The organism is Kosakonia sp. Marseille-Q7440 (genome assembly GCF_965119485.1).
In genome coordinates this window covers 1,473,898-1,498,803 of sequence record NZ_CBCPLT010000002.1, presented here as the reverse complement: position 1 = coordinate 1,498,803, position 24,906 = coordinate 1,473,898, and the positions used below count along the sequence as shown (strand labels likewise).

Genomic DNA, 24,906 nt, shown 5'->3' with positions numbered 1-24,906 from the left:
GCTGGCAAGAAATGGTACCGGCAGCGGGGAGCCTGCACGAACAGACTCCCCGCTCCACTCAGGCCTGCAAACGGAACTGCTGCACGCTCTGCGCCAGCTGCTCTGCCTGATCTTCCAGCGACGTTGCAGCGGCAGCCATCTCCTGCACCAGCGAGGCGTTTTGCTGCGTTACACCATCCATTTCGTTGACCGCGATTGTCACCTGACCGATGCCTTTGGCTTGCTCATCGGAGGCGCTGACGATCTCATTAATGATGGACTGCACCGAGTTCACTGCCTGGGTCATCTCCTGCATGGTTTTACCGGCGTCGTTCACCAGTTGCACCCCGGTTTCCACCCGCTTGCCGGACTCTTCAATCAGCGCGCCAATCTCTTTCACCGCATCGGCGCTGCGGCTTGCCAGATTACGCACTTCCGAGGCAACCACGGCAAAGCCACGCCCCTGCTCTCCGGCACGTGCCGCTTCCACCGCGGCGTTCAGCGCCAGGATATTGGTCTGGAACGCGATACTGTTGATGATGGCGGTGATATCGCCAATCTTCTTCGCACTATCGTCAATCTGCGACATCGTTTGTACCACCTGGCCCACCAGCGCTTCGCCGCGGCTGGCAATCTGCGTGGCATTGGCGGTCAATGCGGTAGCATGGTGCGCATTATCGGCGTTGTGTTTAACCGTGGCGCTGAACTGCTCCATACTGGCGGCGGTCTGCTCAAGCGCAGCGGCCTGCTGCTCGGTACGGGACGAAAGGTTGAGGTTACCGCTGACAATCTCGCCAGCGCCCTGGCGCACAGAACTGCTCGCCTCCTGGATCTGACCCACCATCTGGCGCAGTTGGTCCTGCATGGTGTGCAGCGCATAGAAGAGGCTGCTGCGGTCGCCCTCTTTCACCACAATAACGTTATCGAGTTTGCCTTCGGCGACCGCCAGCGCAATGCTCGCTCCTTCCAGCGGCTCGCCGCCAATCGGTTTCAGCACTTTACGGCTAAAGAGCACTCCCAACAGCGCGCTGACCAGCAGGATGCTGATAACGCCAAGGATCACGGCATTAAGCAGCTGGCGGTTAGCGGCGGCCATCACCTGGCTGACCGGGGCGACGATGCCCAGATACCAGTTATCGGTACTGTTACCGATAGTGATGGGCTGCCAGGTCACCAGCGCTTTTTCGCCAAGGATCGGATCGTCCTGCTCCACCACACTGGTGGTAAAGCCTTCGGTATTGCCAGGAAAGGGTTTGCTGGTCAGTTTTTTATCCGGATAGGAGATCACTTTCCCGGAGGTAGAGAGCAGCATCGCATAGCCGCCGCCTTCCCACGGTTTAATCTGGTTCACTTTCTGCTGCAATGAGGCCAGCGAAATGTCGGAGGTGACCACCGCGTTGAGTTTACCGTCGTTGATAATCGGCGCGGCAACGGAGGTCAACAGCGTCGGCACGCCGTTATAGGCATAGCTGTAGGGTTCGATCAGCGTATCTTTTTGCGTACGTTGCGGCACAAGGTAGTAGTCGCCCTGCCCCGGCGTAAAGATCGACAGCAGCGGATGCATGGCGTATTTACCGGCGGGATCGCGATCGGCAAACACTGCGTAGCGTCCTTTGGGAGCCTGATCCGGTTTACCGGCAAACTCCGCGTCGCGGCCATCAAAAGCGTTCTCTTCAAAAATCACCGAAACGGAGAGGTAGTCCGGGTTATCGCGTACCGCGTACTCAATTAACTTATTCGCCACGTTACGATCGGTGATCCCGGCCTGCGGCAGCGCGGCCAGGCTGTGGCCGAGGTTATGTGCCACATCGCGCGCATAGTTAAGTTGTTGCTGAATATTGAGTGCCTCACTACGGGCGATTTTTTGCAGATATTGTTCGGCGAGCGCTTTTTGCTGATTGCTGGACTGCCAGCTCAGTACCCCGATGGTGACCACAAAACCGAGGGTGATGGTGATGGCGCCCGTCAGCAGCATCTGCGCGCGGGTGCTCATTTTTTTATTCACGAATTGTCTGGCCATTACGGCTCTCCTGGAGTCAGCCTTCTGTCATCAATGTTCCTTGCAGCATGCTCTCCCTGTAGCAATGCTATCGGCGATTATTTTTTGATCTTTAATTGTTAAAAATGGGCAGACGGGAGAGGGAAACACGCCCTTTCCGCCAGCAAGGCAGCAGGCTAGCGCGGCACTTAATGTAGCGGTGGTTAACTTATCGGGCACTGATACTTAAAACAGAGTTTTCGACTGCGTGAGGGGGAATAACTTTATTTACATAATGTGATAACGGAAACTGCCCCGGCGGAGAAACCGGGGCGAGAGGGTCAGCCGCGATCGTCTTTCGGGCCAAGGAAATAGAAGCCAAACGGCAGCGAGCCGATGATGGTGAACATCAGGCTGTAAATCGCCACCCATGCGCCCTGCATGATAAACATTGAGGTGGTCCAGGAGGACATCGGCAGATTGTACTGATCCTCAACGCCTTCGAAGGTCACTTTTGACACCACGCTTACGGCAACCAGGAAGACAACCAGCACCGCGCAGAGAAATTTTTTCCCGTCGCGGGTTCGTAGTTTTTCCAGCATCTCACTCTCCTTTTATGTGGATTTTCTGTGCCGCGAGTGTAACCGATCTGCTGTTTAAATGTTGTGATTGAGCAAATAAAAGGCAACATGCCGGATAAGCTGAGCGCGCTCCGGCCTGCTGCCATTTGTGTTTAAAAATCGTAGCTCATTGACACTTTCAGCTCACGACCGACGCCCCGGTAGATATAGGTGCCGTTATCTTCCACGCTTGCCCAGTAGTTCTTGTTGGTGACGTTATCCAGCCCGACGCGCCACACCATCTCGTTGCGATCGGCATTCAACCGCATGCGGTAACGCGCACCCAGATCGAGAGTGGTGTAACTGTCCAGCTTCTTACTGTTCGCTGCATTAGCGTATTGCGATCCGGTGTGGTTGACTCGCGCCGTTGCCGTCAGCCCCTCAATCGCGGCGATGTCATACTCCGCGCCCAGCACCGAATAGAAGCCCGCTACGCCAACCGGCTTGTTACCCTGATTGATACCATCCTGGGTTTTGGTCATCTCCGCGTCGATCCAGGTTGCGCTGCCGTTCAGGCGCAGGCCGAGCGTCGGCTCGCCAAATACGCTCAGCTCAACGCCGCGGTTGCGCTGCTCGCCGCTCAGTTCATAAATATTGGTGCTGCTGTTCTGAATCGCCGACGGTTTCTTAATTTCAAACAGTGACAGCGAACCGCCGATGCGGCCAAAGTCCGTTTTCACCCCCACTTCATTCTGTTTCGAGTGGGCGATACCGGTGGTTTGATACTGGTTCGCCGCCCCTTCCGGCGCAGTGCTGCCCGGTTGCAGCGCTTCGGTGTGGTTGGCATAGAGCGAAACGACTTCCCACGGTTTGTAGACCACGCCATAGGTCGGCATCCAGCGATCTTCAATAAAGCGCGCGTTGCGGTTCTCGTTACCGGTGGCATTGTTGTAACTGTGCACCCACACTTTCTGATAACGCGCGCCCGCGGTGAACAGCAGCGTATCGTCGAGCACGCCCAGCGTATCGCTCAGCAGCCAGCCCTGGGTACGGTTGCGCCCGGTAGTTAATGGATCGCTGTAGTTGCCGCCGGTCAGGCTGTAATCGGGCATCGGCACCGCGCTGTTGTTGTAGATATTGACCCGCGGATTCTTCGACGACATGCGCCAGGCGACCTTGTCCTGCTTGATGCTGGCGGAGTAACCGATGTTGACTTTGTGCGAAACCGGGCCGGTATCGAAGTTACCGCGCAGACCCGCCATGCCGCTCCAGCTATCGCTGATGCGATTCGTATCGAGGCGGCCAATTGTCGCATCGCCCGCGGCGTTGATCACTTTCGGCCCGCCATAGACGCCCTGCTCGTGGGAGTGCTGGCCGCCAAACGCGGCGTAGGCCGTCCAGATATCGGTAACATCATATTCGGCGCGGGCGAGGCCAAACTCGTTTTCGATATCGCTCCACGCCCACTTCTGGCTGGTGTTCTTGCTGTTACCCGGCACGGCGGGCACGAAATCGATGTTGCTGATATTGACCCCCATCGAACCGCCGTGGAAGGTCTTCTTCTGGTAGCCAACATCGAGGGAGCTGCGCAGGCGCTCGCCACGATAATCCAGCCCAACGGAGGCAGCGGTGGTGCGGCGCTTATCATCTTCAACCGGGGTTTCGCCCTCGCGGTGCAGCAGGTTAACGCGCACGCCGAACTGGTTGTTATCGCCATAACGCCGCCCGACATCCAGCGAGCCACCGAGCTGCGAGCGCGAAGAGTAATCGACGCCGAGGCGCGTCAGTGGCGTATCTTCAGCGTGTTTCGGCTCAAGGTTGATCATCCCGCCGACGCCGGAGGTGGCCGCGCCGTTCATTAACGCATTCGCCCCTTTAAAGATCTCGATGCGGTCGAGCATCTGCGTATCGACCACCTGGCGCGGCACAATGCCCGCCAGGCCGCCCATCAGCATATCGTCGCCATCAAGTTTAAAACCGCGAATGCGGTAGGTTTCCGCCATATTGCCGTAGCCCTGGCTGACCTGCACACCGGCATCATTACGCACCACATCGGCGATGGTTTTCGCCTGCTGATCCTGCACCAGCTTCGAGGTATAGCCGATCACGTTAAACGGCACATCCATCGCCTTCTGTTCGCCCAGCATGCCAAGCCGCCCACCGTAGGCGACCTGGCCATCAAGATAGGCTGGCACCAGCGCGTCGCCGCCGGGTTTAAAATCGCTGCCGCTGGTGGACTGGACAATCAGCGTCTCCTCTTTCGTTTCGCTGGCAGGAGTTGCCGCCTGTACGGCGTGCGTCGCCGCGCCAATCGCGAGCGCAAGCAAGCTCTTGCGCAAAGGTGACCAGGTATGTTTGCTGTTATTCATCATCGACTCATATCGAAGTGGAGAAAAAGGCCCGCTGTCAGGCCGGATGGTTAAGGGCTTCAGCCAGAAAGTTGGTCGCCATTGCCTCTCCCCGCCTGCCTTTTCGCGTTGATCGAGTGTGTGCCCGGGCGGGTGATATTCAGGTGGCGATGGCGTACTGCGCCGCGGCAACGCCAACAAACACCAAAGAGAATGAGAACTATACTCATTAACTTTAATGAGGCAAGCATAATTGACTCTATTAACCTGCATCGATCGCTTTGTTAAGGAAGAGTGCAATCTCATACAAAATAGAGGGTTGACCACGAAGATGATAAAGATTATCTTTCGCATTACCGAATAGTTGAGTGTCTAACTCAGGTATTCGGTACGACATTGCTCACATTGCTTCCAGTATTTTTTGCCCGCCGTTTGTGCGGGCTTTTTTTTGCTTCTTTTTCGCCCCTCTTCCCTCCCGCTGCGCCGGGCATAATTAGCGATTCCCTTCCATACTCAAACAAACATTTGCGTAAGGAATGGTTATGCCTTTGCCCGATTTTCATGTCTCTGAGCCCTTTACCCTTGGCGTTGAGCTGGAGCTGCAGGTGGTTAACCCACCGGGCTATGACTTAAGCCAGGACTCATCCCGGCTCATCGACACCCTTCAGAACCGCATCAGCGCCGGTGAGGTTAAGCACGACATCACCGAGAGCATGCTGGAGATCGCCACCGGCGTTTGTCGCGATATCCGCCAGGTCGCGCATCAATTTTCAGCGATGCACCACGCCATTTTGCAGGCCGCAGGCGAGCACCACGTGCAGATTTGCGGTGGTGGCACCCATCCGTTTCAGAAGTGGCAGCGGCAACAGATCTGCGCGGATGAGCGTTACGCCCGCACGCTGGAGATGTTCGGCTATCTGATGCAGCAGGCAACGGTGTTTGGTCAGCATGTCCATGTCGGCTGCACCAATGGCGACGATGCCATCTATCTGCTGCACGGGCTGTCACGCTTTGTTCCGCACTTTATCGCCCTGAGCGCCAGCTCGCCCTATATTCAGGGCACCGATACGCAGTTTGCCTCCTCGCGCCTCAATATCTTCTCCTCATTCCCGGATAACGGCCCCATGCCGTGGGTAGCGAACTGGCAGGAGTTTGAAGGGCTGTTTCGCCGCTTAAGCTACACCTCGATGATTGAGAGCATTAAGGATCTGCACTGGGATATTCGCCCGAGCCCCAGTTTCGGTACCGTTGAAGTGCGGGTGATGGATACGCCGCTGACCATTTCCCACGCCGTCAGCCTGGCGGGCTTTATTCAGGCGCTGTCGCACTGGCTGCTGGCTGAGCGTCCGTTTAAATTCCAGGAGCGGGACTACCTGCTGTATAAATTCAACCGTTTTCAGGCCTGCCGCTTTGGCCTGAAGGGGGTGATAACCGATGTGCATACTGGCGAACAACGCACCATTGCTGATGATGTTTCGCGTATGCTGGAGAAGATCGCACCGTGGGCCGATAAGCTTAATGCCAGCAGCGCGCTGGATGAGCTGGCAATCTGCGTTAAACGCGGCAAGAGCGAAGCACAGCTGATGCGGGAATTTATTGCCGATGGCGGATCGTTAATTGGCCTGATGAAAAAGCACGCCGAAATATGGGCTGCCGGATAATCCCTCAATTAATTAGGGTTATTTTTTGCCGTAGGGATATTTCTCCTGCGGCAAACTCTGTTCTCGTTGATTAACAGAGAGATTTCTTAAATAAGTAATACTTATGGAGTAGCGGTATTTCCTGAGAATTGATAAATATCAACAACCCCTGCATTAAAATAAAGGCCACGCGTAATCACTCCGATAACCAATATATACACGCGAACAAGAGGCCTATTTATGAAATGGATTTACCGTATCTCAATGAAGTCAAAACTGTTATTAGCGCTGCTGCCTCTGTTGTTTGCGCTTATCTGGCTTGCCGCCAGCGGCATCATGTCGCGCGTTGAGACCGGCCAGCAAATGCACACCATCATTTCCTTGACCACGCTGGCGAAAGAGGCCGGGAGCGTCATTCATGAATTGCAAAAAGAGCGCGGTTTAAGCGCAGGTTATATCGGCAGTAAAGGCCAGCAATTCAATAATGAGTTATCCACGCAATATCCCGTCTCGACCAAAGCGCTGACGCAATTAACCGAATTACTCGACCAATTCCCGGAGCAGGAAGCGAATAGCGATATTCGCCAGGCGCTGGCGCAATTCCGCCAGCATCAGCAGGGTATTAATGGCTTTCGCGACCAGGTACGCGCATTAAGCGTCAACGGCTCCGATTCGCTGGTGTGGTACAGCACCATTATTAATGACCTGCTGAATGTGGTCGGCGGTATTAGCCAGTTAACGGATAACGGCGAGATTGTTAACCAGCTGGCGGCCTACTACAGCGTGCTGAATGCCAAAGAGCAGAGCGGTATTGAGCGTGCGCTGCTGTCGAACGTCTTCTCCGCTGACCGCTTTACCGAGGCGCAATTCCGCCAGCTTAATGAAGTGGTGGGTAAACAGGCCTCATGGCTGGCGGCAACCCACGCGTTTAGCTCCGCAGAGGTGAACGCGAAAATGAACGCGCAGCTCAACTCTCCAGAGGCGCTTAAAGCCCTCTCTTTACGCCAGACCGCTATCGATCATGCCGCTACCGGCGGTTTTGGCGTTGTACCCGCCGACTGGTTTAACGCCCAGACTGCGCGCATAAACACGCTAAAAGCCGTTGAAAATGCCGCGTCTAATCACCTGCTTATGACCGCGCAGAAACTGGCCGATGAAGCCTGGCGCGAAGTGACGCTGTTCGCGGTGATAAGCGTGATTGCACTGGTCATCGCCCTCTTCTTTGCCGTGCTGGTCGCCAGCAGCATTCACCGCCAGTTGCAGCACTCACTGGCGACCATTGAAGGGATGGATGGCGATCTCACTCAGCGTCTGGATGTGCCGGGCAGCGACGAGCTCTCTCTGCTTAACCGCGCCTACAACCAGGCGATCGAGAATATTCAGCATATCGTCAGCGAGATCAAACATGGCGCAGGGGTGCTGCGCGGCGCCAGCTCCGAGATCGCCAGCGGCAACCAGGATCTGGCTTCCCGCACCGATCAACAGGCGGCCTCGCTGGTCGAGACTGCCGCCAGCATGGAGCAGATCGCCACTGCGGTAAACATGACGGCGGACAATGCCAATGAAGCAAAACGGCTGACCCAGGAGATGGAAAAACAGGTGCAGGAGGCGAGCCGCGTGGCGGGTGAAACCAGCAACAGCATGTCGGCTATCCGTTACTCCAGCGAACAGATCTCCAACATTGTCAGCTCGATTGATGAGATCTCGTTTCAGACCAACCTGCTGGCGCTGAATGCCGCGGTGGAAGCGGCGCGCGCCGGTGAGCTGGGCAAAGGCTTTGCGGTGGTGGCATCCGAGGTGCGTAACCTGTCGCAGCGCTGCGCCAATGAGGCACAGCAGATCCGCGAACTGGTGAGTAAAAATATGGATCAGATCCAGCAAGGCGTGGCGCTGGCGCAGGCATCGGATCGCGCGCTGCATGCGGCTCGCGAGAATACCGGCCAGATGCTGGCGTTTGTCAGCGATATCGCCCACGCGGCCAATGAGCAGTCGCTCGGCGTTTCGCAGGTGCATGAAGCGCTAAACCAGCTGGAGCAAGTCACGCAGCAAAACGCCGGTCTGGTGGCGAGTGCGGCCAGCGCCAGCCAGCTGCTGGATCAGCAATCTGAAACCATGTCAGAGCTGGTCGGCCGCTTCGTCGTCGCCTGAGTGAAGGTCGGGGAACGTTGCGCTCAGGCCAGCTTTCCCCGACAATGCGTTTTTTCATCAATGATTAACGCTTATGAAACATCCCCTCGAAACGATGGTCACGCTTGCGGGCATCCTGCTGCTCTCTTTTGTCTCTGTGCTGCTGTTACCTGCGCCGCAACTGGGCATGCAGCTGGCGCAAACGCTGATGCAAACCTTCCATCTGCTGGATTTAAACCAGTTTTACACCCTGCTCTACTGCCTCTGGTTTTTGCTGCTCGGCACCATTGAATTCTACGTTTTACGCTTTATCTGGCGGCGCTGGCTGGCGGTTTAACGCTGCGCGAGTGGCTGGCTCATTCTAATTTTTTGAATGTTAACGGCAAATTGTTGGACTTTTATTTATTGCATCCCAGGCCTATGCTTTTTCGAGGCAGCATATTGATGCAATGAATGATCAACCGGTTATAAATTTGCTTCGGGCGCTTTTTCCGCCGTTTGCTGATGACAGCACCGCGGAAGTGCAGATAACTTCAGGAGGAATCATGTCAGACAATTTTCTCGCTTTAGCTAAACAACGTAGAACGATCTATGCCCTCGGCAAAAACCTGCCGTTGGCGGAAGATGAGGTTGTTGACCTTATTAAAGAAGCGATTCGCCAGGCACCGTCGGCGTTTAACTCGCAAAGTTCACGTGCGCTGATCCTGCTGGGTAAAGAGCATGAGCAGTTCTGGGAACTGACGCGCGCGCAGCTGAAGAAAATTGTGCCAGAAGAGAATTTCCACGGCACTTCACAAAAAATTGATGGTTTCGCTGCGGCGGCAGGTTCGGTGCTGTTCTTTGAAGATCAGGAAGTAGTGACCCGCTTACAGGAGCAGTTCGCCGCGTATGCCGATAACTTCCCGGTGTGGTCTGAACACAGTACCGGTATCGCCCAGTATGCTGTCTGGGTGGCGCTGGCAGAGAAAGGTATTGGCGCTAACCTGCAGCATTACAACCCGCTGGTGGATGAAGACGTGCAGCGCACCTGGAATATTCCGGCGAGCTGGAAACTGCGCGGTCATATGAACTTTGGTTCAATTATGGCTCCGGCAGGCGATAAAACGTTTATGGATGACGATAAACGCTTTGTGGTTGCGCGTTAAGCTACGCACCGACGTGTGTTCGAACAATTAAAAAAGCCGCCTTTTCAGGCGGCTTTTTTTTGGCTTACTGCTGGCTTTCACGCTCAGCGATAAAACCCAGCGCTTTATTGATGCGCTCAATGCTACGGGTTTTACCAATCGCGTGAACGGTAACGTCCAGACCCGGCGACTGACCGGCACCGGTCACCGCGACGCGCAGCGGCATACCGACTTTACCCATGCCCACTTCCAGCTCATCGGCGGTGGCCTGAATGGCGTGATGCACGTTTTCAGCGCTCCAGTCGGTAATGGCGGCGAGTTTGTCGCGCACCACTTCCAGCGGCTGACGCGCAACCGGACGCAGGTGCTTTTTCGCCGCATCAGCGTCGAATTCAGCAAACTCTTCATAGAAGTAACGGCAGCTTGCCGCCATCTCTTTCAGCGTTTTGCAACGCTCGCCGAGCAGCGTCACCAGCTCCGCCAGCTGCGGACCGGTACGGGTATCAATATTTTCCTGCTCAATATGCCACTGCAGATGGGTAGCAACATACTCCGGTGCAAGGGTATTGATGTAGTGATGGTTCAGCCACAGCAGTTTATCGGTGTTAAACGCACTGGCGGATTTGCTTACCGCGCCCAGCGAGAAGAGTTTGATCATCTCTTCGCGGCTGAAGATCTCCTGATCGCCGCTGGACCAGCCCAGACGCACCAGGTAATTAAGCAGCGCTTCCGGCAGGTAACCATCATCGCGATACTGCATCACGCTCACTGCGCCATGGCGCTTGGAGAGTTTTTTACCGTCGTCGCCGTTGATCATTGAAACGTGCGCGTAAACCGGCACCGGCGCGTTCAGCGCTTTCAGGATGTTGATCTGGCGCGGGGTGTTGTTAATGTGATCTTCACCGCGGATCACGTGGGTGATCTCCATATCCCAGTCATCCACGACTACGCAGAAGTTGTAGGTCGGGGAACCATCGGTACGGCGAATGATCAGATCGTCCAGCTCCATGTTGCTGAACTCGATTGGACCGCGGATCTGATCGTCAAAAATTACCGATCCATCCTGCGGGTTGGCAAAACGCACCACGCACGGCTCATCAGCAGCATGGTGAGTATGGTCATGGCGGCAACGGCCGTCGTAACGCGGTTTCTCATTGTTTGCCATCTGGGTTTCGCGCAGCTGCTCAAGGCGCTCTTTGGAGCAGTAGCATTTATAGGCGGTGCCCGCTTCCAGCATTTCATCAATCACCGCGTTATAGCGGTCAAAGCGTTTGGTCTGGAAGTACGGGCCCTCATCCCATTCGAGGCTCAGCCAGTTCATGCCATCCATAATGGCTTCGATTGCTTCCGGAGTGGAACGCTCGAGATCGGTGTCTTCGATGCGCAGCACAAACTCACCGCCTTGATTGCGGGCAAACAGCCAGGAGTAGAGAGCAGTGCGCGCGCCGCCAACGTGCAAATAGCCGGTGGGGCTTGGCGCGAAGCGAGTTTTGATTTTCATGAATTGGCCTTACGTTGATAGCGATGCCGACCGTCGGCAATACCTAATAGAAAAGTGGGCGATATTCTATCACTGTGGGCTGATTCCTCAATGTTGTTACCGAAATGGCGCAGCAAACGGGCTATTTTGTTTATAAATCATGCGCTCGCGATCGATTTGTCAGCGGGTTGTCTAATTTTACGACGAACGAACAATTTCTTTTGAAAATGCGTTGACTCATTTTCAACTCTCCCTATAATGCGACTCCACACAGCGGGGGTGATTAGCTCAGCTGGGAGAGCACCTCCCTTACAAGGAGGGGGTCGGCGGTTCGATCCCGTCATCACCCACCACAAATTTTGTGGTTCCCGCAGTGTAGATAAGAATGAGAAGTGGGTGATTAGCTCAGCTGGGAGAGCACCTCCCTTACAAGGAGGGGGTCGGCGGTTCGATCCCGTCATCACCCACCACTTTCTCGCCAGCGAATTCTTATCAGTAGAAGTACCGAAGTGGGTGATTAGCTCAGCTGGGAGAGCACCTCCCTTACAAGGAGGGGGTCGGCGGTTCGATCCCGTCATCACCCACCACTTCGGGTCGTTAGCTCAGTTGGTAGAGCAGTTGACTTTTAATCAATTGGTCGCAGGTTCGAATCCTGCACGACCCACCAATGTAAAAAAGCGCCCTAAAGGCGCTTTTTTGCTATCTGCGATTTGAAAAATCTGTGCGCTCTTCTTGCCGGATGGCGGCTGCGCCTTATCCGGCCTACAACATCTTTCCGTACCGGGTTTTGTAGGCCTGCTAAGCGCAGCGCCAGCAGGCAGTTTGCCGGATGGCGGCTATGCCTTATCCGGCCTACAACAGCTCTCCGTACCTGGTTTTGTAGGCCTGCTAAGCGCAGCGCCAGCAGGCAATGCGTCGGGCAAAAGCTTTCGCCTGAAATATCCTCACACGCTTCTTATTCAAGTCCGGCACGACCAGGCCGATAACTCTCTTTTATGGCAAAAAAGGAGTTTTCAATGACGACTATTTCGGCAGCAACCCCCTCTGTTCAGGGTGGCAGCACCAGCGGTTCATCTTCCGCCGGTAGCGACACCGCATCACAAATCAGCCGTGTGACGCAGCAGATCGCCAAGCTTACCCAGCAGTTGAAAGATATCCCTAACGGCGAAGGGACAACTGAACAGAAAAAGAAACAGCAAGAGCAGATTCAGCAACAGATCCAGCTGCTGCAGGCACAGCTTCAACAGTTAATGCGCAAGCAAGCTGAAGAGGCGGAGCAAAAGCAGACGCAAAACCACCCGAACACCCCGACGCAGGGCAAAATTGAAGGCGTGAATAACCCTTCAGTCGATCATCAGGTTGATATCTACATCTGAGTAAAGAGCGGATCGTTCTCCCGGGCCCGGTTTAAACACCGGGCTTGTTCCCGCACCACATCCCATAACGCCTGCGCCGCGCCGGAAAGCGATCGGTTTTTACGTCGCACCAGCATAATTTTGCGCTGCATATCCGGCACCAGCCATTTCACCATCAGCTGGCTACCCTGCGGAAGTGGCAATGCCAGCGCGGGCAGAATGCTGATACCAATCCCCGCCTCCACCATTGGAAAAAGCGTCGCCGGATGACCAATCTCCTGCACGATTTTCGCCCGCACCGCAAAGTGGTGTAACGCCGCATCAATCAGCGGACGGCTGCCGGAGGCGTAATCCTGCACCACCAGCCGGGCACCATCCAGCGCCGACCACGGCACGGCGTCAAGCGGCGCCCAGGAGTGATCGTTGCGACACAGCAGGAAGAAGGGCTCGGCGAGGATCTCCTCGATCTCCAGATCGCTGGCCGGGCCGGGATCGATCACAATGCCAAAATCGACTTCGCCCTGCCGAATGCTCTCCAACACCCACTGCTGCGGGCGGTCATGCAGCACAAAATCGATCTCCGGATAGCGTTGATTACTGCTGGCGATACAGTGCGGAATGAGATGCGCGGAGATAGTCTGGCTGGCGGCGACGCGCACCGTTCCGGTTAACTGCTGCCCTACCCTCCCCGCTTCGCGCAGCGTGCTGCTAAGCTCATCTAATAGCCGCTCCAGCCGCCCGGCCAGCTGTTGACCCGCTTCGGTCAGCACCACTTCGCGGGTTGTGCGATCCAGCAGCTTGACGCCGGTCTGCCGCTCCAGCTCTTTTACGCTGTGGCTGACCGCCGACTGGCTGAGACCGATCATCTCCCCGGCACGGCTAAAACTCTTCGCCTGGGCGACGGTGACAAAGACACGTAATTGACGGAGTGAATAATTCATCTGATAAATTCATGAATGGATGCAATAAATCAATTTTATTTCTCAAAGCAGACAAAGCACAATAGCGCCATCGACTTTCAGGAGTGCACATGAAACTTTTTCGTATCCTTGATCCCTTTACCCTGACGCTGGTGTGCGTCGTTCTGCTGGCCTCTTTCTTCCCGGCGCGCGGTGGTTTTGTCCCCTTTTTCGAAGGGCTGACCACCGCCGCGATTGCGCTGCTCTTTTTTATGCACGGCGCAAAGCTTTCCCGTGAAGCGATTATCGCTGGCGGCAGCCACTGGCGTTTACACCTGTGGGTGATGTGCAGCACCTTCGTGCTCTTCCCGGCGCTCGGCGTGCTGTTTGTCTGGTGGTCGCCGGTCAATATCAGCCAGGAGCTTTACACCGGTTTCCTCTACCTCTGCATTCTGCCCGCCACGGTGCAGTCGGCCATCGCCTTTACCTCTCTGGCAGGCGGTAACGTCGCGGCGGCGGTCTGCTCGGCATCGGCATCGAGCCTGCTGGGGATCTTCCTGTCACCGCTGTTAGTCGGCCTGCTGATGAACCTCCATGGCGCGCAGGGTAGCCTTGAGCAGGTCGGCAAAATCATGCTGCAATTGCTGCTGCCATTTGTGCTCGGTCACCTGTCACGCCCGTGGACCGCTGGATTCGTCACCAAACATAAAAAGTGGATCTCCAAAACCGACCAGACCTCGATTCTGCTGGTGGTTTACTCTGCCTTCAGTGAGGCGGTGGTGAATGGCATCTGGCACAAAGTGGGCCTCGGCTCGCTGATGTTTATCGTGGCGGCGAGCATTGTTCTGCTGGCGATTGTGATTGCGATAAATATTCTGGTGGCGCGCAAATGCGGCTTCAATAAAGCGGATGAGATTACGATTGTCTTCTGCGGATCGAAAAAGAGCCTCGCCAACGGCATACCGATGGCCAATATTCTCTTCCCGACGTCGGTGATCGGCATGATGGTGCTACCGCTGATGATTTTCCACCAGATCCAGCTGATGGTGTGCGCCGTGCTGGCCCGCCGTTACAAACGTAAGGCGGAGCAGCACGCCGCGCAGGAAGCGGCGAAAGCTTAAGGCCGCTTGAGGGGCTGAACCAGATGGCTCAGCCCCTCGGTTTTAATCACTAAGGTGATTTGCATTAACTCGCCAAGCCGCCCGGCGGGAAACTGATCCTTACGGGCGAACCAGAGCAGGTACTCCTCCGGCAGATCAATCAGCCGACGCCCCTGGTATTTGCCAAACGGCATCACCATGTTGGCGATCTCAATCAGCTGCTCCTTCTCCATTCAGGCTCCCAGCAGACGAATCATTTCATCTTCATCAATGACCGCAATGCCCAGCTCCTGCGCTTTCGCCAGCTTCGAGCCCGCGGCTTCACCGGCAATCACCAGATCGGTCTTCTTCGATACGCTGCCGGCTACTTTCGCCCCCAGCGCCGTTAAGCGCTCTTTGGCCTCATCGCGCGAAAGCTGGCTCAGGCTACCGGTGAGTACCACGGTTTTACCGGCAAACGGGCTGTCGATCTCCTCGGCGTTAACCACCAGCGGCGCGGGCCAGTGAATGCCCACTTCTTCCGTCAGCTGGCGAATCACGTCGCGGTTGCTCTCTTCACTGAAGAAGTTATGCACGTGTTTTGCCACCACCACGCCGACGTCCGGCACTTTTTGCAGCTCGTCAACGGAGGCTGCTATCAATGCCTCCAGCGTGCCGAAGTAGGCCGCCAGCCCTGCCGCCGTCGCTTCGCCCACTTCGCGAATACCGAGCGCATAGAGGAAACGGGCAAAGGTGGTCTCTTTCGCTTTTTCCAGCGCGTTGACCACGTTTTGAGCCGACTTCGGCCCCATCCGATCGAGACCGGTCAGTTTCCCGGCAGTCAGGCGGAAGAGATCCGCGGGGGTATGGACATACTCCTTCTCAACCAGCTGGTCGATAATCTTATCGCCCATGCCATCCACATCCATCGCGCGGCGCGAGACGAAATGCTTAAGCGACTCTTTGCGCTGCGCACCGCAGATCAGGCCACCGGTACAGCGGGCAACCGCTTCACCTTCCACACGCTCGACATCGGAGCCGCACACCGGGCAGTGCGCCGGGAAGGTCACTTCCCGCGTCTCTTCCGGGCGTTCGGAGAGCACCACATTCACCACCTGCGGGATCACATCCCCGGCGCGGCGAATCACCACTTTGTCACCGATACGCAGCCCAAGTCGGTCAATCTCATCGGCATTATGCAGGGTGGCGTTGCTGACCAGCACCCCGGCAACGTGTACCGGCTCAAGGCGTGCGACAGGGGTTATCGCCCCGGTGCGCCCTACCTGGAATTCGACATCGCGCACAAACGTCAGTTGCTCCTGCGCCGGGAATTTAAACGCCACCGCCCAGCGCGGCGCACGCGCCACAAAGCCGAGCTGCGCTTGCAGATCGAGGGAGTCGACTTTGATTACCACGCCATCGATATCAAAGCCGAGCGTCGGGCGGTCTTCCTCAACTTTATGGTAGAACGCCAGCACCTCTTCCGGCGTGCCGCACAGGCGGATGCGATCGCTCACCGGCAAGCCCCACGCTTTAAACTGCTGCAAACGCGCCAGATGGCTGTTGGGCAGTTCGCCGCCTTCGAGGATGCCAATGCCGTAGCAGAAGAAGGTGAGCGGACGCTTCGCGGTGATACGCGGGTCGAGCTGGCGTAGCGAACCGGCGGCGGCGTTACGCGGGTTAGCAAACACTTTCCCGCCGGTGCGGCGCGCCTCTTCATTGATCTTTTCAAAGCCGGATTGCGGCAGGAAAACTTCACCGCGCACTTCCAGCCGCGCCGGAATGTTCTCCCCGCGCAGCTTCAGCGGAATGGCGCGGATGGTGCGCACGTTAGAGGTGATATCTTCCCCGGTAGTGCCATCGCCGCGCGTGGCGGCGCGCATCAGCACGCCGTTTTCATACAGCAGGCTGACCGCGAGTCCGTCGAGCTTCAGCTCACAGCAGTAGATCAGCGCATCGCTGCTCTTTAAGCGATCCTGTACGCGTTTATTGAATGCCAGAAAGCTCTCTTCATCGAAGACGTTATCGAGCGATAGCATCGGCACTTCATGACGTATCTGCGTAAAGGCGGTGAGCGGCGCGGCACCGACGCGCTGGGTCGGTGAATCCGGCGTAATCAGCTCAGGATGCTGCGCTTCCAGCTCGCGCAGCTCGCGCATCAGGCGATCGTACTCGGCATCCGGGATCTCCGGCGCGTCCATAACGTGATAGAGATGTTCATGATGGCGAAGGGTAGTTCGCAGTTCTGTCAGTTGTTGTTCAATTGATTCCATATCGCACCATCAATGTAAAAAACCCCCGACGGGCGGGGGTTCTGGAAGGGAATGTGTCGTGACGCGCCGTTACGCGTTAGCGTCTTTCACTTCGCGAATACGCGCCTGGTATTCACGCAGCTTCTGCGGCGTCATCATCCGACGCTGGTCATCGAGCACCACACCGCCCACTTCATCGGCAATGTGTTGAGCAGATTGCAGCATCAGCTTAAAGTTCTGCAACTCGTCGCCATAGGACGGCACCTGCATAAAGATCGTGACGCCAGGGGTTGCCATCTCGCCCATGGTTTCCACATCAAATGTGCCAGGGTTGACCATGTTAGCCAGGCTGAAGAGCGCCGGGCCGCTGCCGTCCGGGCTGAGATGACGATGGAAAATATTCATATCGCCAAATTTGAAGCCGGCCTGCAGGATGCTGTTAAGCAGCACTTCGCCATTGAGCGCCGCGCCGTGATGGGCCGCAACGTTCATAATAATTACCGTCTCTTTGCGCTGCGGTTTTTCTACCGGCGCTTCCACAACCGGCTCCGGCTCTGGCTGCGGTGCTGGCTCGTGAACCTGAGGCTGCATCTGCGGCTGTTGGGCACCTTGATGTGCCGACGGCTGATGATGCGACGGCTGTTGCGGAAAGTGCTGCGGGGTCATCTGCGGCTGGGCAGGCGCGGTCGGCTGGGCGACTGGCTGCGGCTCCACTACGCGCGGCTCGACAACGGGGCGCTCCGGCTGTTGCGGCTGCGAATAGGGTTGCGGCGCGTGGTGCGCAGGCTCGCTCTGCTGAACCGGCGGAGCCGACGGGCGTGGCTGGGCCGACGCGTAAGGCGGCTGGTATTGGTGCTGCGCGGCATGACGCGGATTTTCCTGCTCTACGCTGGCCTTCGGTGCGCTGTGGGTTTTATGCACCCGAACTTCACCAACGCCTTCGTCCTCTTCGACGTCCTCGTCGTCAAACTCGTCGTCGTCACGTCGCGATTTCATACGTTTTAGTGGGCGATCGCGGAACATAGAAGAGCGTTCTTTGCGACTGGTCCAGAAACCGTGAACCAGTAAAGCAATTATGGCGATCGCGCCAACAATGATTAATATCAGACGCAAATCCTGCATCATTATATTCTCTGTTGTTCTAACACCTTGCCACCACGGCAAACATTTACTCACTAAGAGTATTTGCGCATTAGGCCAAGTGCAAGTGGATGGGAAGCATTCACCGCATAAAGATGAATTAAATCGTACTTTTTGCTGTTTTTTCGAACATTTCCGAACAGGTTTCCCCCGTCCGGTGAATATTATAAGCTTCGGTTTTTTCGCATGAGTTTAAAAGGAGTCCAGCCAAATCATGGTTTCATCCTCGCCCGGCGCTGCGCGCAGCGGTCTTTACTACTTTTCTCAAGGCTGGAAACTGGTCACGTTACCGGGCATTCGCCGCTTCGTGATCCTGCCCCTGCTGGTCAATATCCTGCTGATGGGCGGCGCATTCTGGTGGCTGTTTACCCGCCTCGACAGCTGGATCCCAATGCTTATGAGCCACGTACCGGCCTGGCTGCAGTGGCTTAGCTATCTATTATGGCCGATTATCGTTATCTCCATCCTGCTGGTGTTTGGCTACTTCTTTTCAACCCTCGCTAACTGGATTGCCGCGCCCTTTAATGGCCTGCTGGCTGAGCAACTGGAAGCGCGATTAACGGGTGCGACGCCGCCGGACGTTGGCGTGTTCGGGCTGATGAAAGATTTTCCGCGCATTATGAAGCGCGAGTGGCAGAAGCTTGCCTGGTATCTGCCGCGCGCCGCCATTCTGCTTATCCTCTATTTTATCCCCGGTATCGGACAGACCGTCGCACCGGTGCTCTGGTTCCTGTTTAGCGCCTGGATGCTGGCGATCCAGTATTGTGACTACCCGTTCGACAACCACAAAGTGCCGTTTAAAACCATGCGCTCGGCGTTACGCGAACGGAAAGTGACCAATATGCAGTTCGGCGCGCTGACCAGCCTTTTCACGCTGATACCGGTGCTCAATCTGGTGGTGATGCCGGTTGCGGTCTGCGGCGCAACGGCGATGTGGGTCGACTGTTATCGCAATAAGCTTGCCAGCTGGCGCTAAGGAACTATTCCTTTTCTTATTCCATACTGATAAGCATTATTTCGTCGCAGCATATAGATATGCGAAATCCTTACTTCCGCATCATCAGTAAGTGCGTATGCTGGGTCGGTTCCCAAATTTCATACAGTTAAGGACGGGCTATGAGTAAGATTTATGAAGACAACTCGCTGACCATTGGTCATACGCCGCTGGTTCGACTGAACCGCATCGGTAACGGACGCATTCTGGCGAAGGTCGAGTCGCGCAACCCGAGCTTCAGCATAAAATGCCGTATCGGTGCCAATATGATTTGGGATGCCGAAAAACGTGGTGTGCTGAAACCGGGCGTCGAACTGGTCGAACCGACCAGCGGCAACACCGGTATCGCGCTGGCCTATGTTGCCGCAGCGCGCGGTTACAAGCTGACGCTGACCATGCCAGAAACCATGAGCATTGAGCGTCGCAAGCTGCTGAAAGCGCTTGGCGCAAACCTGGTGCTGACCGAAGGCGCGAAAGGGATGAAAGGCGCGATTCAGAAAGCGGAAGAGATTGTCGCCAGCGATCCGGCGAAATTCCTGCTGCTTCAGCAGTTCAGCAACCCGGCGAACCCGGAGATCCACGAAAAAACCACCGGCCCTGAAATTTGGGAAGATACCGACGGCCAGGTAGATGTCTTTATCTCTGGCGTGGGCACCGGCGGCACGCTGACAGGCGTGACCCGCTTTATCAAAAACACCAAGGGCAAAAGTGACCTGATTACCGTGGCCGTTGAGCCAACCGACTCACCGGTGATCTCGCAGGCGCTGGCGGGCGAAGAGCTGAAGCCAGGTCCGCACAAAATTCAGGGCATCGGTGCCGGTTTTATTCCGGGCAACCTTGACCTGAAGCTGATTGATCAGGTCGTGAAGATTACTAATGAAGAGGCGATCAGCACTGCGCGTCGCCTGATGGAAGAGGAAGGCATTCTGGCCGGTATCTCTTCCGGAGCTGCCGTTGCGGCCGCGCTCAAACTTCAGGAAGATGAGGCCTTTACCAATAAAAATATTGTGGTTATCCTCCCCTCTTCCGGTGAGCGTTACCTCAGCACTGCACTGTTTGCCGATCTCTTTACTGAGAAAGAATTGCAACAGTGATGCCAGATTGTTAAATCAGCGCAAAAAAGCACCCATCGGGGTGCTTTTTTGTGGCATACATCAAACTTTTGTCCCACCTGGCATTGCCGAAAACGGCCTGGTCTGGTATTTAACCATCACATTTATTTTGAAGCGCGAAATTAATCGAAGTCAGATTTCACACTGCTGAATCGTTTTTATGATTTGGTTCAATTCTGGCTTTCACGGCATAATGTTTAATGACGTGCGAAACGTCAGCGACCATCAGCGTCTGCACGAGACCGCGCCTTTCTGGCATCTGTACCTTGGCTCGTTACGCCAGCGCTAACTATACAGGCTAAAGTCCTGCCGCCAGGCTAGACTTTAGTTCCACAACACTAAACCTATAAGTTGGGGAAATACAATGTTCCAGCAAGAAGTTACCATTACAGCTCCGAACGGTCTGCACACTCGCCCTGCTGCTCAGTTTGTTAAAGAAGCAAAAGGCTTCTCTTCTGAAATCACTGTGACCTCCAACGGCAAAAGCGCCAGCGCAAAAAGCCTGTTCAAACTGCAAACTCTGGGCCTGACTCAGGGTACCGTTGTGACTCTGACCGCTGAAGGCGAAGATGAGCAGAAAGCGGTTGAACATCTGGTTAAACTGATGGCGGAACTCGAGTAAGTTTTTCGCGGGTTTCTTTAAAGATCAGTCACAAGTAAAGGTAGGGTTATGATTTCAGGCATTTTAGCATCCCCGGGTATCGCTTTCGGCAAAGCACTTCTGCTGAAAGAAGATGAGATCGTCATCGACCGGAAGAAAGTTTCTGCCGACAAGGTTGATCAGGAAGTTGAACGTTTCCTGAGCGGTCGTGCCAAGGCATCGGCGCAACTGGAAGTGATCAAAACGAAAGCAGGTGAAACTTTCGGCGAAGAAAAAGAAGCCATCTTCGAAGGCCACATCATGTTGCTGGAAGATGAGGAGCTGGAGCAGGAAATCATAGCCCTGATTAAAGATAAGAGCATGACTGCCGACGCGGCAGCCCATGAAGTTATCGAAGGTCAGGCAACCGCCCTGGAAGAGCTGGACGACGAATACCTGAAAGAGCGCGCCGCTGACGTGCGCGACATTGGTAAACGCCTGCTGCGCAACATTCTGGGTATGCCGATTATCGATCTGAGCGCCATTCAGGATGAAGTGATCCTGGTTGCAGCCGATCTGACACCGTCCGAAACCGCACAGCTGAACCTGAAAAAAGTGCTCGGCTTTATCACCGACATTGGCGGCCGTACCTCCCACACGTCGATCATGGCGCGCTCCCTTGAGCTGCCGGCGATTGTGGGCACCGGTAGCGTCACCACTCAGGTGAAAAACGGCGACTATCTGATCCTCGATGCGGTAAACAACAAAGTTTACGTTAACCCGAGCGACGACGAGATTGACGCACTGCGCGCAGCGCAGGCGCAGGTCGCGGAAGAGAAAGCTGAACTGGCGAAGCTGAAAGATCTGCCGGCCATCACCCTTGATGGTCACCAGGTTGAAGTGTGCGCCAACATCGGCACCGTTCGCGATGTCGCGGGCGCGGAGCGCAACGGCGCTGAAGGCGTTGGCCTCTACCGTACCGAATTCCTGTTTATGGATCGCGACGCGCTGCCGACCGAAGAAGAGCAGTTCGACGCCTACAAAGCGGTTGCGGAAGCGTGTGGCTCCCAGGCCGTGATTGTACGTACCATGGACATTGGCGGCGACAAAGAGCTGCCGTACATGAACTTCCCGAAAGAAGAGAACCCGTTCCTCGGCTGGCGCGCCATTCGTATCGCCATGGATCGCAAAGAGATCCTGCGCGATCAGGTTCGCGCTATCCTGCGTGCCTCTGCTTTCGGCAAACTGCGCATTATGTTCCCGATGATCATCTCTGTTGAAGAAGTGCGCGCACTGAAGAAAGAGATTGAGATCTACAAACAGGAACTGCGTGACGAAGGCAAAGCTTTCGACGAATCCATCGAAATCGGCGTGATGGTAGAAACCCCTGCCGCCGCGACGATTGCGCGCCATCTGGCGAAAGAAGTGGACTTCTTTAGTATCGGCACCAATGATTTAACGCAGTACACCCTGGCAGTTGACCGCGGTAATGATATGATTTCACATCTTTACCAGCCGATGTCGCCGTCCGTACTCAACCTGATCAAGCAAGTTATTGATGCTTCTCATGCTGAAGGTAAATGGACCGGCATGTGTGGTGAGCTTGCTGGCGACGAACGTGCTACACTTCTGTTGCTGGGGATGGGTCTGGATGAATTCAGTATGAGTGCCATTTCTATCCCGCGCATTAAGAAGATTATTCGTAACACGAACTTCGAAGATGCGAAGGTGTTAGCAGAGCAGGCTCTTGCTCAACCGACAACGGACGAGTTAATGACGCTGGTTAACAAGTTCATTGAAGAAAAAACAATCTGCTAATCCACGAGATGCGGCCCAAATTACTGCTTAGGAGAAGATCATGGGTTTGTTCGATAAACTGAAATCTCTGGTTTCTGATGATAAGAAAGAGACCGGCGCCATTGAGATCATTGCCCCGCTGTCTGGCGAAATCGTTAACATTGAAGATGTACCGGATGTGGTGTTCGCTGAAAAAATCGTCGGCGATGGCATTGCTATCAAACCGACCGGCAACAAAATGGTCGCTCCGGTTGACGGGACTATCGGCAAAATCTTTGAAACCAACCATGCCTTCTCTATCGAATCCGATAGCGGCATCGAACTCTTCGTTCACTTCGGTATTGATACCGTTGAATTGAAAGGTGAAGGTTTCAAACGCATCGCGGAAGAAGGCCAGCGCGTTAAAGTTGGCGATCCGGTTATCGAGTTCGACCTGCCGCTGCTGGAAGAGAAAGCAAAATCCACGCTGACGCCGGTTGTTATCTCTAACATGGATGAGATCAAAGAGCTGATCAAACTCTCTGGTAGCGTAACCGTGGGTGAAACCCCGGTGATCCGCATCAAGAAGTAAGCGCTCTACAGTCTAAAAAAATGGCACCGTAAGGTGCCATTTTTGTTTTAGCGCGGCGGTAAAATTAGCTCGTCATACCCCTTCTCAAGGGTATAACCCATCACTTCCACCACCCGCTCGCCCGCAGCCTGCACCGCCATATCCAGCGCTTTGCCCTGAATAATGCCGCTCACCAGTTCGGAGCAGAAGAGATCGCCTGTCCCTTTCAGATCCGTCGCCACGCGCGGATAGCTGCTGATATTGACGCCCTCGGCTGAGACCACTACCACATGGATCTGCCCATCGTTGCGGTCCACCGGCGCGCTGGTGATCGCCACCCAGCGTAAAGATGAGGAGAGCAACCCCTGCGCCGCGGCAATCGCACTTTGCAGATCGCGGCACGGTTTGCCACTCAGCACTTCAAGCTCAAACACATTCGGCGTAATGCCCTGGGCCAGCGGCAGCATAACTTCGCGGTAGGCCTCGGGAATTTCCGGTTTCACATAGATGCCGCTGTCGATATCGCCAATCACCGGATCGACCAGAATCAATAGCTCAGGGTGTTTCTCCCGCAGCGCCGTCAGCCACTTCGCCAGCAGCTTGATCTGGCTGGCGCTGCCCATATAGCCGGTGGTTACCGCCTTCACGCTGCGCAGCACGTCGCGCTCTTCCAGCGCCTGCAAATAGCCGCTGAACCACGCATCGGGAATGACGCCGCCATAAAAGGTGTCGTAATGCGGGGTATTGCTGAACAGCACCGTGGGAACGGCCAGCACGTTAAGCTGGTGCTGACGAATATTGGGTACTGCAATGCTGTTGCCGACGCTGCCGTAAACCACCTGCGACTGAACCGCGACGATATCGGCCTGCTGCGCCCGGGTTTTATCCCTGAACAGGATCATCTCCATTTTGTCTCCTTGACGGGTTAAATCCCCGCGCCCTGCGAATAACTCTCTTCACCAAACACGCAGGTCGACAGATAGCGATCGCCGCGATCGCAAATGATGGCGACAATCACCGCGCCCGGGTTTGCTTTCGCTACCCGAATCGCGCCGGCGACCGCGCCGCCAGAACTGACGCCGCAGAAGATGCCCTCTTTGACCGCCAGCGCGCGCATGGTATTTTCCGCCTCGCGCTGCTGGATATCCAGCACCTCATCCACCAAATCGGCGTTAAAAATGCCCGGCATATAGTCGGCAGGCCAGCGGCGGATACCGGGAATGCTGCTCCCCTCTTCCGGCTGAAGGCCAACAATCGTCACCTTTTTCGCCTGTTCGCGCAGGAAACGTGAAACGCCGGTGATGGTGCCGGTAGTGCCCATGCTGGAGACAAAGTGGCTGATGCGCCCCTGCGTCTGCTGCCAGATTTCCGGGCCGGTGGTGGTGTAATGGGCGTAGGGGTTATCGGGATTGTTAAACTGATCGAGCAGCTTGCCGTCGCCGCGCGCCGCCATCTCAAGGGCGAGATCGCGCGCCCCCTCCATGCCCTGCTCTTTGCTGACCAGAATCAGCTCGGCACCATAAGCGCGCATCGCCGCGCGGCGCTCCTGGCTCATGTTGTCCGGCATCAGCAGCTTCATGCGATAGCCCTTTAGCGCCGCAATCATCGCCAGCGCAATGCCGGTATTGCCGCTGGTCGCCTCAATCAGCACATCGCCAGGTTTGATTTCGCCGCGCCGTTCCGCCTGCACAATCATCGACAGCGCAGCGCGGTCTTTTACCGAACCGGCCGGATTATTACCTTCGAGCTTGACCCAGATTTCACTGCCGTTATCCGGGGTCAGACGCTGTAATTTGACCAGCGGCGTATTGCCGATAGTCTCTTCTAATGTGTTCACGATCGCTGTCCAATAAAAAACCCGGTCCGCATCACGCATACCGGGCTTGTCGGCCGGGTGAGCAACGCGCTACCC

The 24,906-nt window shown here is 55.6% G+C and carries 21 protein-coding genes and 4 tRNA genes; 15 read left to right on the top strand and 10 right to left on the bottom strand.

Annotation, left to right across the window (positions count from 1 at the left end; all coding sequences use genetic code 11):
• Nucleotides 1-58 precede the first annotated feature (58 nt).
• The 3 genes from ACWPW2_RS20880 to ACWPW2_RS20870 form a co-directional block, all read right to left on the bottom strand.
• Nucleotides 59-1,999, bottom strand: coding sequence for a methyl-accepting chemotaxis protein (locus tag ACWPW2_RS20880; protein WP_454125110.1), 1,941 nt, complete (start codon nucleotides 1,997-1,999; stop codon nucleotides 59-61).
• 299 nt (nucleotides 2,000-2,298) lie between these two features.
• Nucleotides 2,299-2,559 carry a DUF2534 family protein gene (locus ACWPW2_RS20875; protein WP_279792889.1) on the bottom strand — a complete coding sequence of 87 codons (261 nt, stop codon included), beginning with the start codon at nucleotides 2,557-2,559 and terminating at the stop codon, nucleotides 2,299-2,301.
• Between the two features lie 131 nt (nucleotides 2,560-2,690).
• Nucleotides 2,691-4,889, bottom strand: coding sequence for a TonB-dependent receptor (locus ACWPW2_RS20870; RefSeq protein WP_454125107.1), 2,199 nt, complete (start codon nucleotides 4,887-4,889; stop codon nucleotides 2,691-2,693).
• 518 nt (nucleotides 4,890-5,407) lie between these two features.
• Here ACWPW2_RS20870 and ACWPW2_RS20865 point away from each other — a divergent pair.
• From ACWPW2_RS20865 to ACWPW2_RS20850, 4 genes are all read left to right on the top strand, one after another.
• On the top strand, nucleotides 5,408-6,526 hold the full coding sequence (locus ACWPW2_RS20865) for a YbdK family carboxylate-amine ligase (protein WP_454125105.1): 1,119 nt from the start codon (nucleotides 5,408-5,410) through the stop codon (nucleotides 6,524-6,526).
• 219 nt (nucleotides 6,527-6,745) lie between these two features.
• The gene (locus ACWPW2_RS20860; RefSeq protein ID WP_454125103.1) at nucleotides 6,746-8,653 is read left to right on the top strand and encodes a methyl-accepting chemotaxis protein; all 1,908 of its coding nucleotides are present in this window, start codon (nucleotides 6,746-6,748) and stop codon (nucleotides 8,651-8,653) included.
• Nucleotides 8,654-8,726: 73 nt separating this feature from the next.
• A complete protein-coding gene (locus tag ACWPW2_RS20855) occupies nucleotides 8,727-8,969 on the top strand; it encodes a DUF1158 family protein (RefSeq protein ID WP_023479876.1) in 243 nt (80 codons plus the stop codon).
• A 208-nt stretch (nucleotides 8,970-9,177) separates the two neighbouring features.
• A complete protein-coding gene (locus ACWPW2_RS20850; protein WP_023479847.1) occupies nucleotides 9,178-9,777 on the top strand; it encodes a nitroreductase family protein in 600 nt (199 codons plus the stop codon).
• 64 nt (nucleotides 9,778-9,841) lie between these two features.
• Here the strand turns inward: ACWPW2_RS20850 and gltX are convergent, their stop codons facing one another.
• Complete coding sequence (gene gltX / locus ACWPW2_RS20845) at nucleotides 9,842-11,257, bottom strand: glutamate--tRNA ligase (protein WP_023479709.1); 1,416 nt, start codon at nucleotides 11,255-11,257, stop codon at nucleotides 9,842-9,844.
• A 256-nt stretch (nucleotides 11,258-11,513) separates the two neighbouring features.
• Between gltX and ACWPW2_RS20840 the strand changes: the two genes are divergently transcribed.
• The 5 genes from ACWPW2_RS20840 (at nucleotide 11,514) to ACWPW2_RS20820 (ending at nucleotide 12,612) form a co-directional block, all read left to right on the top strand.
• Nucleotides 11,514-11,589, top strand: a tRNA-Val gene (locus ACWPW2_RS20840).
• Nucleotides 11,590-11,630: 41 nt separating this feature from the next.
• A tRNA-Val gene (locus tag ACWPW2_RS20835) sits at nucleotides 11,631-11,706 on the top strand.
• Between the two features lie 41 nt (nucleotides 11,707-11,747).
• Nucleotides 11,748-11,823: transfer RNA gene (locus ACWPW2_RS20830), tRNA-Val, on the top strand.
• Between the two features lie 4 nt (nucleotides 11,824-11,827).
• A tRNA-Lys gene (locus ACWPW2_RS20825) sits at nucleotides 11,828-11,903 on the top strand.
• A gap of 349 nt (nucleotides 11,904-12,252) precedes the next feature.
• The gene (locus ACWPW2_RS20820; protein WP_279792885.1) at nucleotides 12,253-12,612 is read left to right on the top strand and encodes a FlxA-like family protein; all 360 of its coding nucleotides are present in this window, start codon (nucleotides 12,253-12,255) and stop codon (nucleotides 12,610-12,612) included.
• Here ACWPW2_RS20820 and ACWPW2_RS20815 read toward each other — a convergent pair.
• Entirely contained in the window at nucleotides 12,603-13,532 is a 930-nt protein-coding gene (locus ACWPW2_RS20815) for a LysR family transcriptional regulator (protein ID WP_454125100.1), read from the bottom strand. The two genes, ACWPW2_RS20820 and ACWPW2_RS20815, sit on opposite strands and share 10 nt — an antisense overlap.
• A gap of 89 nt (nucleotides 13,533-13,621) precedes the next feature.
• Between ACWPW2_RS20815 and ACWPW2_RS20810 the strand changes: the two genes are divergently transcribed.
• Entirely contained in the window at nucleotides 13,622-14,611 is a 990-nt protein-coding gene (locus ACWPW2_RS20810; RefSeq protein ID WP_023478970.1) for a bile acid:sodium symporter family protein, read from the top strand.
• Here ACWPW2_RS20810 and ACWPW2_RS20805 read toward each other — a convergent pair.
• From ACWPW2_RS20805 to zipA, 3 genes are all read right to left on the bottom strand, one after another.
• Entirely contained in the window at nucleotides 14,608-14,823 is a 216-nt protein-coding gene (locus tag ACWPW2_RS20805) for a DUF3820 family protein (RefSeq protein WP_023478979.1), read from the bottom strand. The two genes, ACWPW2_RS20810 and ACWPW2_RS20805, sit on opposite strands and share 4 nt — an antisense overlap.
• Complete coding sequence (ligA, locus tag ACWPW2_RS20800) at nucleotides 14,824-16,842, bottom strand: NAD-dependent DNA ligase LigA (protein WP_034812360.1); 2,019 nt, start codon at nucleotides 16,840-16,842, stop codon at nucleotides 14,824-14,826.
• Nucleotides 16,843-16,911: 69 nt separating this feature from the next.
• Nucleotides 16,912-17,946 (bottom strand): cell division protein ZipA, encoded by a 1,035-nt coding sequence (gene zipA, locus ACWPW2_RS20795; protein ID WP_454125097.1) that lies wholly within the window; start codon nucleotides 17,944-17,946, stop codon nucleotides 16,912-16,914.
• Nucleotides 17,947-18,175: 229 nt separating this feature from the next.
• Between zipA and cysZ the strand changes: the two genes are divergently transcribed.
• From cysZ to crr, 5 genes are all read left to right on the top strand, one after another.
• Nucleotides 18,176-18,937, top strand: coding sequence for a sulfate transporter CysZ (cysZ, locus tag ACWPW2_RS20790; protein ID WP_023478974.1), 762 nt, complete (start codon nucleotides 18,176-18,178; stop codon nucleotides 18,935-18,937).
• A gap of 140 nt (nucleotides 18,938-19,077) precedes the next feature.
• Complete coding sequence (gene cysK / locus ACWPW2_RS20785; RefSeq protein WP_454125095.1) at nucleotides 19,078-20,049, top strand: cysteine synthase A; 972 nt, start codon at nucleotides 19,078-19,080, stop codon at nucleotides 20,047-20,049.
• A gap of 382 nt (nucleotides 20,050-20,431) precedes the next feature.
• Nucleotides 20,432-20,689, top strand: coding sequence for a phosphocarrier protein Hpr (gene ptsH, locus ACWPW2_RS20780; RefSeq protein ID WP_007370907.1), 258 nt, complete (start codon nucleotides 20,432-20,434; stop codon nucleotides 20,687-20,689).
• A 48-nt stretch (nucleotides 20,690-20,737) separates the two neighbouring features.
• On the top strand, nucleotides 20,738-22,465 hold the full coding sequence (gene ptsI, locus ACWPW2_RS20775) for a phosphoenolpyruvate-protein phosphotransferase PtsI (protein WP_454125092.1): 1,728 nt from the start codon (nucleotides 20,738-20,740) through the stop codon (nucleotides 22,463-22,465).
• Nucleotides 22,466-22,505: 40 nt separating this feature from the next.
• On the top strand, nucleotides 22,506-23,015 hold the full coding sequence (crr, locus tag ACWPW2_RS20770) for a PTS glucose transporter subunit IIA (RefSeq protein ID WP_023478954.1): 510 nt from the start codon (nucleotides 22,506-22,508) through the stop codon (nucleotides 23,013-23,015).
• Between the two features lie 47 nt (nucleotides 23,016-23,062).
• On the opposite strand, the gene pdxK is transcribed toward crr, so the two are convergent.
• Together pdxK and cysM are read right to left on the bottom strand one after the other, a co-directional pair.
• Nucleotides 23,063-23,902, bottom strand: coding sequence for a pyridoxine/pyridoxal/pyridoxamine kinase (pdxK, locus tag ACWPW2_RS20765; RefSeq protein ID WP_454125090.1), 840 nt, complete (start codon nucleotides 23,900-23,902; stop codon nucleotides 23,063-23,065).
• Nucleotides 23,903-23,919: 17 nt separating this feature from the next.
• A complete protein-coding gene (gene cysM / locus ACWPW2_RS20760) occupies nucleotides 23,920-24,831 on the bottom strand; it encodes a cysteine synthase CysM (RefSeq protein WP_454125088.1) in 912 nt (303 codons plus the stop codon).
• Nucleotides 24,832-24,906 lie beyond the last annotated feature (75 nt).

What these genes read in the sequence shown, in the direction of transcription:
- ACWPW2_RS20880 (WP_454125110.1), bottom strand. Translation starts at nt 1,999, where the DNA reads ATGGCCAGACAATTCGTGAATAAAAAAATGAGCACCCGCGCGCAGATG.
- ACWPW2_RS20875 (WP_279792889.1), bottom strand. Translation starts at nt 2,559, where the DNA reads ATGCTGGAAAAACTACGAACCCGCGACGGGAAAAAATTTCTCTGCGCG.
- ACWPW2_RS20870 (WP_454125107.1), bottom strand. Translation starts at nt 4,889, where the DNA reads ATGATGAATAACAGCAAACATACCTGGTCACCTTTGCGCAAGAGCTTG.
- ACWPW2_RS20865 (WP_454125105.1), top strand. Translation starts at nt 5,408, where the DNA reads ATGCCTTTGCCCGATTTTCATGTCTCTGAGCCCTTTACCCTTGGCGTT.
- ACWPW2_RS20860 (WP_454125103.1), top strand. Translation starts at nt 6,746, where the DNA reads ATGAAATGGATTTACCGTATCTCAATGAAGTCAAAACTGTTATTAGCG.
- ACWPW2_RS20855 (WP_023479876.1), top strand. Translation starts at nt 8,727, where the DNA reads ATGAAACATCCCCTCGAAACGATGGTCACGCTTGCGGGCATCCTGCTG.
- ACWPW2_RS20850 (WP_023479847.1), top strand. Translation starts at nt 9,178, where the DNA reads ATGTCAGACAATTTTCTCGCTTTAGCTAAACAACGTAGAACGATCTAT.
- gltX (WP_023479709.1), bottom strand. Translation starts at nt 11,257, where the DNA reads ATGAAAATCAAAACTCGCTTCGCGCCAAGCCCCACCGGCTATTTGCAC.
- ACWPW2_RS20820 (WP_279792885.1), top strand. Translation starts at nt 12,253, where the DNA reads ATGACGACTATTTCGGCAGCAACCCCCTCTGTTCAGGGTGGCAGCACC.
- ACWPW2_RS20815 (WP_454125100.1), bottom strand. Translation starts at nt 13,532, where the DNA reads ATGAATTATTCACTCCGTCAATTACGTGTCTTTGTCACCGTCGCCCAG.
- ACWPW2_RS20810 (WP_023478970.1), top strand. Translation starts at nt 13,622, where the DNA reads ATGAAACTTTTTCGTATCCTTGATCCCTTTACCCTGACGCTGGTGTGC.
- ACWPW2_RS20805 (WP_023478979.1), bottom strand. Translation starts at nt 14,823, where the DNA reads ATGGAGAAGGAGCAGCTGATTGAGATCGCCAACATGGTGATGCCGTTT.
- ligA (WP_034812360.1), bottom strand. Translation starts at nt 16,842, where the DNA reads ATGGAATCAATTGAACAACAACTGACAGAACTGCGAACTACCCTTCGC.
- zipA (WP_454125097.1), bottom strand. Translation starts at nt 17,946, where the DNA reads ATGATGCAGGATTTGCGTCTGATATTAATCATTGTTGGCGCGATCGCC.
- cysZ (WP_023478974.1), top strand. Translation starts at nt 18,176, where the DNA reads ATGGTTTCATCCTCGCCCGGCGCTGCGCGCAGCGGTCTTTACTACTTT.
- cysK (WP_454125095.1), top strand. Translation starts at nt 19,078, where the DNA reads ATGAGTAAGATTTATGAAGACAACTCGCTGACCATTGGTCATACGCCG.
- ptsH (WP_007370907.1), top strand. Translation starts at nt 20,432, where the DNA reads ATGTTCCAGCAAGAAGTTACCATTACAGCTCCGAACGGTCTGCACACT.
- ptsI (WP_454125092.1), top strand. Translation starts at nt 20,738, where the DNA reads ATGATTTCAGGCATTTTAGCATCCCCGGGTATCGCTTTCGGCAAAGCA.
- crr (WP_023478954.1), top strand. Translation starts at nt 22,506, where the DNA reads ATGGGTTTGTTCGATAAACTGAAATCTCTGGTTTCTGATGATAAGAAA.
- pdxK (WP_454125090.1), bottom strand. Translation starts at nt 23,902, where the DNA reads ATGGAGATGATCCTGTTCAGGGATAAAACCCGGGCGCAGCAGGCCGAT.